The organism is Rhizobium indicum (assembly GCF_005862305.2).
Taxonomy (GTDB): domain Bacteria; phylum Pseudomonadota; class Alphaproteobacteria; order Rhizobiales; family Rhizobiaceae; genus Rhizobium; species Rhizobium indicum.
The window spans coordinates 2,003,891-2,017,632 of the sequence record NZ_CP054021.1 but is presented as its reverse complement, the minus strand read 5'-3'; the positions used below and the strand labels follow the sequence as shown (position 1 = coordinate 2,017,632).

Here is a 13,742-nt window from a genome sequence, read left to right as displayed (position 1 = left end):
CAGCAAGGCTTGTGTTTTGGTGTTGTTGACGGAATTCATCGGCTCATCCCTTCCAGACGACATAGGCGCCAAGGACTGCCGAGATTGCCGCCGCAAACCATACCGAAGGCCCGAACGGCTCGATGAACCGCATCCAGAACAGGGAGAGCGCGACCCAGATCACGATCGAGATGAAGAGCCGGTCGAACCAGTTCGTTTCGATCGGCAGAAATCCCGGCTTGCGTTCGTTGTTTCCTGATTGAGACGTCATCGTTTCATCCTTTCACGGCGCCGAAGGTCAGGCCGGCGACGATGTGACGCTGGACTACTGAAAAGACGATGAGCGCCGGAACCAATGTCAGCATTGAGATCGCGGCCATGATGCCCCAGGCCGTCCCCGTCGTCGTCACATATTCCGACAGGCCGGTGGTGAGTGTCCGCGCATGGAAGTTGGTAAGCGTCGCCGCCAGCAGATATTCGTTCCACGCAAACACCCAGGTCAGGATCAGCGTCACCGCAAGTCCGGGCCGTGCCAAAGGAAAGATGATATCATAGAGGACGGTCCATGGGCTCGCGCCGTCCATATAGGCCGCCTCGTCCAATTCCTTCGGAATGCCTTCCACGGTCGGGCGCAGCGTCCAGATGGCGAAAGGAAGGTTGAAGGAGCAGTAGACCAGGATCATGCCCAGCTTGGAATCGGCGAGCGAGAAGTCGCCGATCCTGTAGACCTGCGTCAGCAGCAGGAAAAGCGGCAGCAGGAAGACCGCCGGCGGCGCCATGCGGTTGGTGATCGTCCAGAAGAAGATGCTTTCCTTGCCGGCGAGGTCGAAGCGCGTCAGGGCGTAGCAGGCAAGGAAGCCGAGCGTGGTGACGAGCAGCGCGTTGCCCGACGAAATGATCATCGAGTTGAGCATGTATCCGCGCAAGGTCGGATTGGTCAGCACGTCCTGGTAGTTCTTCCAGAAGAAGCTCCGGAGAATGACATCGGGCGTCGAAAACAGGTCGAACGGCTGTTTCACCGATATGACGAAGAGCCAGTAGATCGGGAAAAGGGTCGCGAGGCTTATCAAGGTCCACAGGACGACCGGAAGCCAGGGAAAACGGGTCTTCATCGCTTCAACCTCTCTTCACGCGGGGCGCAATCAAGCCGACATAGAGCAGCCAGCAGACGACGATGGTGAGATAGAGGACGATGACGGAGATCGCCGAACCGTAGCCGTAATTCGTCTTGGGAAAGACTTCCCTGAAGATATGGACGCCGATGTAGCGCGTCGAAGAACCCGGACCGCCGCCGGTCAGCATCAGGACTTCGTCGACGGTGCGCAGCGCGTCCATAAGCCTGATGAACACCGTGGCGAGCAGGGCCGGGCGGATCAGGGGGAGCGTGATGTGCCAGAAGATCTGGCTTTTGCCGGCGCCGTCGATCTGCGCCTGCTCGAACGGGTCTGATGGAAGCGAGACGAGTGCGGCGATTAGCGAGAGGGTGACGAGCGGCGTCCAGTGCCAGATGTCCATGATGACAGTGACGGTGAAGGCCGCGACGGCGCTCTGGCCGATATTCAGATCGTAGCCGAACCAGCTCCTCAGGAGATAGGGAATGATGCCGATCGACGGGGTGGTCATCAGCTTCCAGACGGAGCCGACAATGATCGGCGCCATGATCAGCGGCAGCGTATGGATCGTGCGAAACACCGCTTTTCCGGGGAAGTCCTTGAGCAGCGCTTGGGCGAGGATGTAGCCGAGGACCAGTTCCGACACGACCGCGAAGAAGACGAATGTCAGGGTTATGCCGAGCGATGCCAGGAACTGCGGGTCGAAGACGAGCCGCCGATAGTTCTCAGCCCAGTTGAAGATCATGCCGGGATTGGCCGCGAACGGGTTCCATGAATGGAAAGAGACCCAGAGGACGTAGATGAAAGGAAAGATCCCGAACAGTCCGAGGATCACTATGGTCGGTGACAGCAACAGCCACCCGAGCTTCTGCGAATGCATCGCCTATCCCCCATTGAACGTTATGTGGACGTCCGCTCCATCTGGGAACGGAAGATGACGGGTCGTCGGAACGACCCGTCAAGTTGGGGAGGATGTTTTATTTGCGATAGCCGAGCGAGGTGAGCTCTTCTTCGGCCTTGGCCGCCATCTGGTCGAGGCCTTCATCGGGCCCGATCTTGCCGGTCAGGATGTCGTAGAAGATAGGAGCGGTCGCTTCACGCACCTGCGCATGGAAGGGGTAGGGGGGAGCGCCGGCGAAGAGCTTGCCGTCGTCCTTCAGCATTGTGTAGAAGCCGCCGAGCTTGACGTCCATCTCCTTCACCTTCGGATCGTCGAACGTCGCCGTATTGGTGATGCGCGGTGCGGCGATGGCCCAATCGGGCTGCACTTCGTTCTGACCGATGAATTCGAGGAACAGCAGCGACGCTTCCTTGTTCTTGGACGTGACCGGCACGCCGAAGGCACCGCCATCGTAATAGCCGATATAACCCTTTCCGGCTTTCGCGTCGTCCAGCACGCCCGGCTCGAGCGGCGGCAGAGCGAAACCGACCTGGCCGACCACCTTCGACTGCGCCGGATCACTTGCGATCCACGCGGCGTTCTCACCGTAGATCAGTCCCTGGGCGACACGGCCTGCGGCAAACGTCGTTGCAGTTTCCGTCCAGGTTGACTGCGTCGATTCCGGAGGAGCGATGTCGCGCAGGTGCAGCCAGTACTTCAACGCGGCCTTTGCCTTGTCGCCGTTCATCGCGCCGCCATGTTCGACCGTCGCCGCATAGTTGTTCTTGGCGTCGATGCCCCAATTGTAGACGCCGAAGGTCGGCGCGATGGACTCGAAGAATTCATACCAGGACGCCGGATGGCCTGTATGTGCCTGAGCGGTGGTGCCCCAGAGCTCCATACCGTTGTCCTTGCCGTACTTCGTGAAGAAGTCGGCGATCTCGGTGTATTCCGCGTGTGTGGTCGCCGGCTTCAAGTCCTTGCCGGTTTCCTTCTTGAAGGCTTCCTTGATCTTCGGATCGTCGAAGAGGTCCTTGCGATAGAGATACGCCTTCAGGAAGGCTTCCATCGGAACGCCGAAGAGATCGCCGCTCGCGTCCTTGAAGTAGTCGGCAAAGCTGGTGAAGTTGGCGTCGTCGTAGGTCGGCGCCTTGAGATCCGGCTGGTCTTTCAGCGTCTTCGTGATGTCGACGAGGAAATTCCTGGCGAGATAGGAGTAGATGATGTCCTGCTCGATGTAGACCATGTCATAGATGCCGGTCTTGGCTTCCATGTCCTTGATGGCCTTGTCGTACATCTGATCCCAGGACGTCGTCTCGATGTCGACCTTGATGCCGGTCTTCTTTTCGAATTCCGGAGCCAGCACGTTCCTGATGTAGTTCGATGGCGGCGTGCTTTCGGTGACGCCATGCAGTGTCACGCCCTTGAATTTGGCGCCGGCGTCGGACCAGAAGTCAGCCCAGGCCGGCGACGCGGTAGTGGCGAGGCTGAGCGTCAGCGCAAGCGCGCTAGCCTTCAAAGCATAATTCATTTTCAATCCTCCCAAAGTGCAGCGAGATCATTTCGCCGGCCTTTTGTGTAGGCCAAAAAAACCACCGACGCAACATTTGTTGTCTAAACATGCAAATCGTGGATCTATCCCTTTGATTTTTGCAGAAACTAATTTCCGTTGAAGGACGGAACGCGGTGTCCGAAGACTTAAAATATTGCGTTGCAAGGTAATTTTGCAAAGCAGCAAAAGATTTTAACCCAAAATTATTTGTTGTCTTGCCAAACTAAATGGCATAGCACTGTGCGCAACCAAAGGCATTTTTTGGAGGAAAAGGCTATGCGTCGATTGGGTATCCATTCATTTGTATGGACAGGCGGCCAAACGCAGGAAGGGCTGGAAATGGCCCTCAACAAGACGGCCGAACACGGATATCGCACCATCGAATTTGCCTATCTGCGCCCCGAGAAATTCAATCTCGATCGACTGGCAAAACTTGCGCAGTCGCTTGACGTGGAGATTGGCGTGACGATGGGTCTGCCGCTCGACAAGGACGTATCGAGCGAGGATACCTCTGCGGTGTCCGCCGGCAAGCAGACGCTGGCCGACGCCGTTCGGGCGGTCCGTGATATCGGCGGCAACAAGCTGGGCGGGATTCTCTATTCCGCGCATACCAAGTACAATCGCCAGCCGACGAAGAAGGGCTGGGACAACAGCGTCGCCGCGATCGCCGCGACCGCCGAAGTCGCCAGACAAGCGAACGTCGACCTCGTCCTGGAGGTTGTCAACCGGTTCGAGACCAACCTGCTGAATACGGCGGCGCAGGGGCTGAAGTTCATCGCCGAGACCGGATCGGAGCATGTCCGTCTCCACCTCGACACATTCCACATGAATATCGAGGAAGCCAATCCGGCCGCCGCGATCCGCCTGGCCGGCGACAAGATCGGTTACTTCCACATCGGCGAGAGCAACCGCGGTTACCTCGGAGACGGCGTCATCAACTTCGATCTGATCTTCGACGCCCTGCTCGACATCGACTACAAGCGCGACATCGTGTTCGAGAGCTTCTCGACGACGGTCGTGGACGAAGGCCTGTCGCTCGCCTGCGCCATCTGGCGCGACACCTGGGAGGAGAATGATCCGCTCGCGGCGCACGCGAAGCGCTACATCGAGCTGAAATATGACGAGGCCAAGCGCCGCCGCGCCACAAACGCGCGGCCCTGATTATCCTTCTGACAGCCTGTTCCAGTCGTGTAAGGGTTGGGCCGACTGAAGGGAATTGAAATATGAACGACACCGTCTCCATCGGAAGTTCGCCGCGCAGGATCCGACAGAACAATATCGTCGCCGCCTTGCAGACGATCTATGCCCACCGAAGCCTCAGCCGGGCCGATCTCGCCCGGAAGCTCGGGATGAATCGGTCGTCCTCGGGAGAGATCGTCGCCGAGTTGACGGAAGGCGGGTTCGTTCAGGAGTCGGACGAGAGCGGCAAACAGCGCTTGGAGCCTTCCCGTGCCGGGCGTCCAGGCATTATGCTTGAACTGGTTCCCGATGCCGCATTCTTCGTCGGGATAGAGATTGGCGTCGAGCATATATCGGCTGCAGTTGTTGATCTCTCCGCCGAAGTTCGGGCATGTCGGAAGATGGCGTTCGACACACCGTCTTCGACGGTGGAGGCGGCCGTGGCGCAGGGCGTCGAGCTGATTGTCAGTGCGATGGCGAAAGGGATGATCGGACGGTGCAAGGGTCTCGGCATATCGGCGCCGGCCCACATCCGGCCGGACGGAATTGTCACCCTCGCACCCATCATCGGCTGGCGAGAGGTGTCGTTGAAGGAGATTGGGCGATCTGCCTTCCTGGCCGCCGTCCCGGCCGCTGTCCCGATCGCGGTTGAAAACGACGCCAACGCGTTTGCGATCGGCGACAGCTACCGTCACGGCGTCTCAGGCGTGACCCTGTTCCTGCTCATGGAAACCGGCGTCGGCGGCGGCATCATGATCGATGGCAAGCTGTTCCGGGGCGGCCACGGCCTGGCGGGCGAAATCGGCCACACTCTGGTGCCGGGAAGCGGCGGTCAGAAGTTTGAACAGCTGATCGGTCGCGAAGTGCTGATCAGGCAGTATCGCGAGGCTATTGGACGTAAGCACGTCGATCTGCAGGAATTCCTTGGCGACGTTCATGACCGTGTCCCGGCCGCGGTCAATATCGCCGAAACCTGGTCGCGCCATCTCGCATATGCATTGCTGCAGGCCTGTCGTCTGCTCGACCCGGACAGGATCGTGCTGGGGGGCTCCGTGGCGTCTCTCTACCCGATGGTGGCCGCCCGCGTGGCGGTTCACATGTCGGAGGGCCAGAGTATACCTTTCCCCATGCCTGAGATTGTCGTGGACGATGATGCGGAGTTCGGCTCCGCCTTCGGAGCGGCATGCATGTTGCACCAGCGCTTTCTGTCATTGGAGAGCGAGGAGTTCGGCAGCGAGGACGGTGCGCCGGTCCAATCGGCGACGAGTTGACGACAAGAACTATCGAAAGCAGGATTGCAAATGACCTCAGTACTGGCTCCGGACCAGCTTGGTCCCACGGTTTGCGTAGGGGAGATCCTCGTCGAGATCGTCGCCACGACGGTCGGAGACGGTTTTCTTAAAGCCCAGCCGCTCGTCGGTCCGTTCGCGAGCGGAGCGCCGGCGATCTTCATCTCGCAATGTGGCCGCCTCGGCGGCAAGGCCGCAATGGTCGGCGCCGTCGGCGACGATGATTTCGGCCGTGTCAATACCGATCGCCTCAAACGCGACGGCGTCGATGTTTCGACGATCTCGATCGATCCGGACTATCCCACGGGAAGCGCCTTTGTCCGCTATCGCAAGGATGGCTCCCGGGATTTCGTCTACAACATCGCCACATCAGCAGCTGCGCGCTTCGGCTGGTCTCAAGCGGTCGGCGATCTCATCAATCGGAGCGGCCATCTTCACGTGATGGGTTCCGCTCTGTCGGTCCCCAGTGCGCGCGAAGTGATCGACAAGGCCGTCGACATCGTCAAGGCGCGCGGGGGAACGCTCTCGGTGGATCCAAACATTCGCAAGGAATTGAAGCTGAACGAGGACACCGAGCGCCGCTTTTCCAAGCTTGTCGCTGCCGCCGATCTGCTTCTGCCGTCCGGAGAGGAGCTTGAGCGTGCCGCCGGCGTCGAAGGCGAGGCAGAAGCGATCCGCCGCTTGTTCGAGATGGGCGTCAAGGAGATCGTGCTGAAGCGCGGAGCCGACGGCGCGACCTATTTCGGCAGGCAAGGAGACCGCATCGACGCTCCGGCATTTGTCGTTCAAGAGGTCGACCCCACGGGCGCCGGCGACTGCTTCGGCGGTGCGTATCTTACCTGCCGGCGGCTCGGAATGTCTCCGCAGCAAGCTCTGACCTACGGCTCGGCCGCTGGCGCCCGCAACGTGACGGTCCTCGGTCCGATGGAAGGTGCCGGCACTCAGCAGGAACTCGATGCGTTCATCGCTTCAACGGAAAGGCGCCCGTGATGCAGGTGCATCTCAACGAACTGGCCAGGCTGAGGATCGAAGGCCACACGAGGGGCGTGACCTCCGTATGCTCGGCCCATCCGATCGTGCTTCGGGCAGCACTCCGACACGGGCGGCAACAGGAGAGCACAGTCCTGATCGAAGCGACCTGCAACCAGGTCAATCACCTCGGCGGCTACACCGGAATGACACCAAGCGACTTCGCGTCCCTCGTGATGAAGATCGCGGCGGAGGAGGGGTGTCCCGAAAATCTCATCCTTCTCGGCGGTGACCATCTCGGCCCCAATCCCTGGCGCGACCGCCCTGCGGAAGAGGCCATGGCCGAGGCGGAGAAGATGGTTGCCGCCTATGTCGAGGCCGGATTCCGCAAGATTCACCTCGATGCCTCGATGGGCTGCAAGGGCGAGCCGGTGGCGCTCGATGACGAAACCACGGCCCATCGCGCCGCCCGGCTTGCGGCGGTCGCCGAGGCCTCGGCGAAGAGGGCTGGCGGCGCAATGCCGGTTTACGTCATCGGCACGGAAGTGCCGCCGCCAGGCGGGGCCGATCATGCCCTGACAACCATCGAACCGACGGCTGCCGCAGCGGCGCTGAAGACGATCGAAGTCCACCGCCGGATCTTTGCGCAGGCCGGACTCGACCAAGCGTTTGGACGGGCGATCGGTCTGGTCGTTCAGCCGGGTGTCGAGTTCGGCAATCAGAATGTCATCCTGTATGATCGGAGCAAGATAGACGCGCTGAAATCGGTGCTCACCAAGGAGCCGCAGTTCGTCTTCGAGGCTCACTCGACGGATTATCAGGGGACTCGGCCGTTGACCGCGCTGGTGGGAGATGGGTTTCCCATTCTGAAGGTCGGTCCCGAGCTGACCTTCGTCCTGCGCGAAGCGCTCTACGCGCTGGATGCGATCGCGTCGGACCTCTTGCCCGATTACGGCCAGCGTCCGCTCTATGCGGCGATGGAAGCGCTGATGCTTGATCAGCCGGGCAACTGGAGCCGCCACTACCACGGCACAAACGCCGAGATGCGCTGGCTGCGTCATTACTCGCTGTCTGACCGCATTCGCTATTATTGGGCGTCGGCTGAAGCCCAAGATGCCGTCCGGCAGCTGTGCGAGGCCCTTCGAGGGCAAACCGTACCGCTGCCCTTGTTTTGGCAGCACATGCCGGCCGCACAGGAATTCGCAGATGCGCCGCTCGATCCGGAACAGGTTTTGATCTGGAGGGTGACGAAGAGTCTTGCGGACTATCACGCCGCCTGCGGCGTCGGGAATAATTAGCAATCAGAATCAAGACAGGAGGAAAAATCGATGACGGAATTGAATGGGAAGATCGCGGCGGTCACGGGCGCAGCATCCGGAATAGGACTCGCTTCGACGGAGGCAATGCTCGCCGCTGGCGCGACGGTCGTGCTGGTGGATCGCGATGATAAGGCCCTTGAGACAGTTTGTGCCCGGCTTGGCGAGCGCGCTATTCCGCTCAAGATCAACTTGCTGGATCCGGGCGAGTGTGCGGGATTGCTTGAGGGCATCCTGTCGAAGACGGGCAAGCTCGATATCCTGCATGCCAATGCAGGCACCTATATCGGCGGCGACCTGATGGAAACCGACCTCGATACCATCGATCGGATGCTCAATCTCAATGTCAACGTCGTCATCAAGAACGTTCGAAGCGTCATTCCGCACATGATCGAACGTGGCACTGGCGACATTGTCGTCACCAGTTCCGTTGCTGGACACTCGGCGATTCCATGGGAACCGGTCTATTCGTCATCGAAATGGGCGATGACGTGCTTCGTCCAGACGATGCGACGCCAGCTTCTGAAAAGTGGCATTCGTGTGGGGTCGGTTTCTCCAGGCCCGGTGATCAGCGCTTTGCTTGCGGATTGGCCGGAGGAAAACCTTCGCAAGGCCAAGGAGGCCGGAGCCTTGATCGAGCCGAAGGAAGTCGCTGACGCGATCATCTTCATGCTGACCCGGCCGCGCAACGTCACCATCCGCGATATCGTAGTGCTTCCAAGCGCCTTTGACATTTGAGGAGACGTGAAATGAGCTACCAGCAGAAATTTCGCCTCGACGGCGAACGGGCGGTGGTCACAGGCGGAGGGCGTGCGATCGGTCTCTGCTGCACCGAGGCGCTGGCGGAGGCGGGCGCCGCCGTCGTTGTCATCGAACGCAGCGAGGCCGACGCCGAACAAGCGCTTGCGCTGCGCGACAGAGGCTACGACGTCGAAGTCCGGGTCGGCGACGTCACCGACGCGGCCCGAATGGACGCGATCGCGACTGAGCTCGCCGATGGCGGGCGGCCGGCGACGATCCTGGTGAACAATGCCGGAATTGGCCAGAGCGGCATCCCGGCGCAGGATCTCATCGACGCCGATTGGCTGCGCATGATGGACGTCAATCTCAACGGCGTCTTCTGGTGCTCGCGCGCCTTTGGTCGTCCGATGATTTCGATGAAACGCGGCGCCATCGTCAACCTCGGCTCGATGTCGGGGCACATCTGCAACCGGCCTCAGCCTCAGACGGCCTATAACGTCTCCAAGGCGGCGGTCCATCACCTCACGCGTTCGTTGGCCGCCGAGTGGGCACAGCACGGCATCAGGGTAAATGCCGTCGCGCCCACCTATATCGAGACACCGATGGTGGTGGCCGTCGAAGCCAATCGCGAGCGTATCCCGCTCTGGCTCGCCGACACGCCGATGGGAAGAATGGGAACGCCGGAGGAGGTTGCCAGCGCCGTCCTCTTCCTCGCATCGGGCGCCGCCAGCCTGATGACCGGGGCGATCGTCAACGTCGATGCAGGTTTTACCTGCTGGTAGTCCTTCCTGGACGAGGTGCGAGCAGCGCCTCGTCCACACCTCGAAACCAGTATGGAAACGTTACCACATTATCTTGACTCGCATTCCTGCTGCGTTTATCCAGGTGTGGAAACGTTGCCATATTGGGAGGAAGCTGATGAAATCCGCGCGGTTGAACCGACTTTTCGGCGTGTCTGGAAACTGTTTTGACGTTGCTATCGATCACGGCATGTTCAATGAACGCACCTTCCTTTCCGGCATCGAGAACATGAAGACGGCCATCGAGGTGATCGCGAACGCGGCGCCGGATGCCATTCAGCTGCCGCCGGGGACGGCACCCCTTCTGCAGGCTATTCCCGGCAAGCATCGTCCGGCACTGGTGCTGCGCACCGACATCGCCAACATCTATGGCAATCCCCTTCCGTCTCAGCTGTTTTCCGAAATGATCGACAGGGCGGTGGAACAGGGCGTCGCGTTGGATGCTGCCTGTGTCGTCGTCAATCTCTTGATGCTGCCGGACCAGCCGGAAGTCTACCGCGCCTGCGTGCGCAATGTGAACAGCCTGAAGCGCGAATGCGAGATCTACGGCATGCCGCTGATGGTCGAGCCGCTTGTCATGCAGGACAATTCCAAGGGCGCCTACATGGTCGATGGCACGATCGACAAGATCCTGCCGCTGGTGCGCCAGGCGGCCGAACTCGGCGCCGATATCATCAAGGCCGACCCCTGCGACAATGTCGAGGAATATCATCGCGTGGTCGAGATCGCCCAAGGTCTGCCGGTGCTGGTGCGCGGCGGCGGCCGCGTTTCGGATCAGGAAATCCTGATCCGCACCAAGCAGTTGATGGAGCAGGGCGCCCGTGGCATCGTTTATGGCCGCAACGTCATCCAACACAACAATCCCGGCGGCATGACGCGGGCCTTGATGGCGATTGTCCATGACAAGGCTTCTGTCGAGCAAGCCTCGCTGCATATTGGCTGACGCGCGTCTGGGAGGAGATGTCATGACGAAAATATTCCGCTTCGGCGTCATCGGCTGCGGTCTGATGGGGCGCGAATTCGCGAGTGCTGCGGCGCGCTGGCTGCATCTGGCCGATGTCAAGGCGCGACCGGAAATCGTCGCCGTCTGCGACACCAACACGACGCTGCTCGACTGGTTCAAGGATCATGTGCCGAGCGTTCGGCAAGTGACCGCCGACTATAAGGCGCTTCTGGCCAATCCCGAGGTCGATGCGGTCTATTGCGCTGTCCCGCATGTGCTGCACCAGCAATTCTACATCGACATCCTGAAGGCCGGAAAACATCTTCTCGGCGAAAAGCCCTTCGGCATGGACGCCGCGCAGAACCGGGAAATCATGGCGGCTCTTGCCGAGCATCCCGAACTCCTGGTCCGCTGCTCGTCGGAGATGCCGTTCTTCCCCGGCGCACAGAAGGTCATCGCGCTGGCAAAAAGCGGCGAGATGGGGGATATTCTCGAAGTCGAGGCGGGTTTCCTGCACTCTTCGGATATCGACCGGCAGAAGCCGATCAACTGGAAGCGCATGGCCGATATCAATGGCGACTATGGCTGCATGGGCGATCTCGGCATGCATGTGCTGCACGTGCCGCTGCGTCTCGGCTGGCGCCCGAAGACCCTGCATGCGCAACTGGTCAAAAAAGTCACCGAACGTCCTGACGGCAAGGGCGGCATGCTGCCTTGCACCACCTGGGACAACGCCACGATCAGCAGCCGTGTGCGCACGGGTGATCAGGATTTCCCGATGGTGCTGAAAACCTGGCGTATCGCGCCCGGCGAATCCAACACCTGGTACATCAGGGTTCTCGGCATGAAGAAAAGCGCATTCTTCAGCACGAAGTCGCCGCGTCAGTGGCAGTGGATGGATTATAATGGCGGTGCGCAGGCCTGGAGCACCGAGGATCTCGGCTATGGCTCGCTGTTTCCAGCCATTACAGGCAAGATCTTCGAATTCGGTTTTGCCGACGCCATACAGCAGATGTGGGCGGCCTTCGTCGATGAGCTTGCCGGCGGCAACGCCAACGGTTTCGGCTGCGCGACGCCGGCGGAAGCGCAGGCGCATCATGCGGTCCTGACGGCAGCCCTCAAATCCGGCCGCGAGGACGTCGTGGTACCGGTCGCGTATGACGGGGCATCCGTCTGATGCAGCGCTCTGTGATCAACGCCGCCTTGCTGCGGGCAACCGAGACCCTCGAGCGCTGGCACTGGTCCCTGCCGGCATGGGGATATTGGACGGCGGCGGATTTTGCCACTCATCCCGAGGCTTCAGCCTATTTGCGCGCCCATCAGCTGGGTTGGGATGTCACTGATTTCGGCTCGGACCGGTTCGCCGAATGCGGCCTCGTGCTGTTCTGCCTGCGCAATGGCATCGTTGATATCGAGGGTGAGCGGACCTATGCCGAAAAGCTGCTCTTCGTCGAGGAAGGGCAGCTCACGCCGACGCACCGTCATGCGGCGAAGATGGAAGACATCATCAATCGCGCCGGTGGCGATCTCGTCATCGAATTCGCCGCAACCGATGCCGATGGCAATGTTCTGACGGAGGATGTGACGGTTCCGGTAGACGGGCTGCCGCACCGGCTCGCTGCATGGGAGCCGCTGGTTCTTGAGCCTGGCCAAAGCGTGACGATCCGCACCGGGCTTTACCATCGCTTTTACGGCAGGAAAGCGGCCGGACCTGTCCTGGTCGGCGAGGTCAGCCAGATCAACGACGACAACAGCGATAATTTCTTTCTGGAGCCGATCGGGCGCTTTGCTGCGATCGAGGAAGACGAGCCGCCGCTGAGACCCTTGTGGAACGAAGGAGCCAGCTGATGCGAGCCGGGGAGGGGGTTGACGATCGCGACAGTCGGAAGCAGGGCGGCATCGTCTGCGCGGGAAACTTCATCGTCGATCGCGTCCACACCCTGTCCTATTGGCCCGAACAGGGCAATCTCGCCCATATCCTGCACCAGGATCTGGGCGTGGGCGGCGGGGCGGCCAATGTCGTCACCGACCTGGCCTCGCTCGGATTTCCCGGAAAGCTGGCGGCGGCGGGATGCATCGGCGCTGATCAGGACGGAGAGATCGTCAAGGCCCGCCTTGCACCTGCCGGCGTCGATGTCGCTGGGCTGACAGCGCTTGCCGACCGGGTGACGGCGCATACGCATGTCATGAATGTGCCCGGTCAGAATCGAACCTTCTTCTATCATGGCGGCGCCAACGATGCCGTCACGGATGAGCTCGTCTCACCCGCAGCCTTCGCCAAGGCCGGCTATCGGCTGTTCTATCTCGGTTATCTCATGCTGTTGCCGGGTCTCGACGGCATCGGATCCGACGGCCGTTCGGGAGCATCGCGCCTGCTGGAGGCCGCGCGTCGCGCCGGGCTTACGACCTGCGTGGATTTCGTCTCGAGCGAAGACCCGGAATTTGCGGCCAAGGTCGGTGTCGCTCTGCCTTTCTGCGATTATCTGATCATCAACGAGATGGAAGCGGGGCGGGCAACCGGCGTTGCCGTTCGCGATGCGAAGGGAGATTTGATCGAGGCGGGGCTTTTGGAAGCGGGCGAGCGGCTGCTTGCGGCTGGTGTCGCCAAGGGAGCGATCATCCATGCGCCGGAAACCTGCTTCTGGTTCGCGCCTGGCGCTTCCCCGATCATGACGCGTTCACGACCTGTCGATCCCGATGACATCGTCAGTACCGTCGGCGCAGGAGACGCTTTCTGCGCCGCCGTGCTCTACGGCCTGCATGAAAACTGGCCTGTCGAGCATATCTGCGCCGTCGCCCATGCCGCAGCTGCGCGTTGCCTCAAGGGGGCGACAGCCACCGATGGCATCCCCGACATGTCTGTCCTTCTTCGCGAGGCGCAGGAGACGAACCCGGAAACCGCTTAGCCCATTGGCGTCGCCCCAGGAGGGCGACTCCGATTATCGTTATAAAGGGGAGGAGCAAACATGAAGCTATTCATTA

14 protein-coding genes are annotated in these 13,742 nt (G+C 60.7%); 10 read left to right on the top strand and 4 right to left on the bottom strand.

Annotated features, from left to right (window positions below; genetic code table 11):
* Positions 1-43: 43 nt before the first annotated feature.
* The 4 genes from FFM53_RS10005 to FFM53_RS09990 form a co-directional block, all read right to left on the bottom strand.
* A complete protein-coding gene (locus tag FFM53_RS10005; RefSeq protein WP_003556377.1) occupies positions 44-250 on the bottom strand; it encodes a DUF2160 family membrane protein in 207 nt (68 codons plus the stop codon).
* Between the two features lie 4 nt (positions 251-254).
* A complete protein-coding gene (locus FFM53_RS10000) occupies positions 255-1,091 on the bottom strand; it encodes a carbohydrate ABC transporter permease (protein WP_003556379.1) in 837 nt (278 codons plus the stop codon).
* Between the two features lie 4 nt (positions 1,092-1,095).
* Positions 1,096-1,971: a carbohydrate ABC transporter permease gene (locus FFM53_RS09995; protein ID WP_003545408.1), complete on the bottom strand. Its 876-nt coding sequence runs from the start codon at positions 1,969-1,971 to the stop codon at positions 1,096-1,098.
* A gap of 97 nt (positions 1,972-2,068) precedes the next feature.
* Positions 2,069-3,502, bottom strand: a complete 1,434-nt coding sequence (locus FFM53_RS09990) for an extracellular solute-binding protein (protein ID WP_064647819.1) — start codon at positions 3,500-3,502, stop codon at positions 2,069-2,071.
* 297 nt (positions 3,503-3,799) lie between these two features.
* Here FFM53_RS09990 and FFM53_RS09985 point away from each other — a divergent pair, with 297 nt between their 5' ends.
* The 10 genes from FFM53_RS09985 (at position 3,800) to FFM53_RS09940 (ending at position 13,666) form a co-directional block, all read left to right on the top strand.
* Complete coding sequence (locus FFM53_RS09985) at positions 3,800-4,684, top strand: sugar phosphate isomerase/epimerase family protein (protein ID WP_138388560.1); 885 nt, start codon at positions 3,800-3,802, stop codon at positions 4,682-4,684.
* A gap of 62 nt (positions 4,685-4,746) precedes the next feature.
* Positions 4,747-5,973 carry an ROK family transcriptional regulator gene (locus tag FFM53_RS09980; RefSeq protein WP_138388133.1) on the top strand — a complete coding sequence of 409 codons (1,227 nt, stop codon included), beginning with the start codon at positions 4,747-4,749 and terminating at the stop codon, positions 5,971-5,973.
* Positions 5,974-6,003: 30 nt separating this feature from the next.
* On the top strand, positions 6,004-6,981 hold the full coding sequence (locus FFM53_RS09975) for a tagatose kinase (RefSeq protein ID WP_138388132.1): 978 nt from the start codon (positions 6,004-6,006) through the stop codon (positions 6,979-6,981).
* A complete protein-coding gene (locus tag FFM53_RS09970) occupies positions 6,981-8,258 on the top strand; it encodes a D-tagatose-bisphosphate aldolase, class II, non-catalytic subunit (RefSeq protein WP_138388559.1) in 1,278 nt (425 codons plus the stop codon). Before FFM53_RS09975 ends, FFM53_RS09970 begins: the two co-directional genes overlap by 1 nt.
* Positions 8,259-8,288: 30 nt before the next feature.
* Positions 8,289-9,014: an SDR family oxidoreductase gene (locus FFM53_RS09965; protein WP_138388131.1), complete on the top strand. Its 726-nt coding sequence runs from the start codon at positions 8,289-8,291 to the stop codon at positions 9,012-9,014.
* A gap of 11 nt (positions 9,015-9,025) precedes the next feature.
* Positions 9,026-9,799 carry an SDR family NAD(P)-dependent oxidoreductase gene (locus FFM53_RS09960; RefSeq protein ID WP_138388130.1) on the top strand — a complete coding sequence of 258 codons (774 nt, stop codon included), beginning with the start codon at positions 9,026-9,028 and terminating at the stop codon, positions 9,797-9,799.
* A 136-nt stretch (positions 9,800-9,935) separates the two neighbouring features.
* On the top strand, positions 9,936-10,760 hold the full coding sequence (locus tag FFM53_RS09955; RefSeq protein WP_138388129.1) for a class I fructose-bisphosphate aldolase: 825 nt from the start codon (positions 9,936-9,938) through the stop codon (positions 10,758-10,760).
* Between the two features lie 22 nt (positions 10,761-10,782).
* Positions 10,783-11,937 (top strand): Gfo/Idh/MocA family protein, encoded by a 1,155-nt coding sequence (locus FFM53_RS09950; protein ID WP_138388128.1) that lies wholly within the window; start codon positions 10,783-10,785, stop codon positions 11,935-11,937.
* On the top strand, positions 11,937-12,608 hold the full coding sequence (locus FFM53_RS09945) for a D-lyxose/D-mannose family sugar isomerase (protein WP_138388127.1): 672 nt from the start codon (positions 11,937-11,939) through the stop codon (positions 12,606-12,608). The genes FFM53_RS09950 and FFM53_RS09945 overlap by 1 nt, the downstream gene beginning before the upstream one ends.
* On the top strand, positions 12,608-13,666 hold the full coding sequence (locus FFM53_RS09940; RefSeq protein WP_138388126.1) for a carbohydrate kinase family protein: 1,059 nt from the start codon (positions 12,608-12,610) through the stop codon (positions 13,664-13,666). Before FFM53_RS09945 ends, FFM53_RS09940 begins: the two co-directional genes overlap by 1 nt.
* The last annotated feature ends 76 nt before the right edge of the window (positions 13,667-13,742 follow it).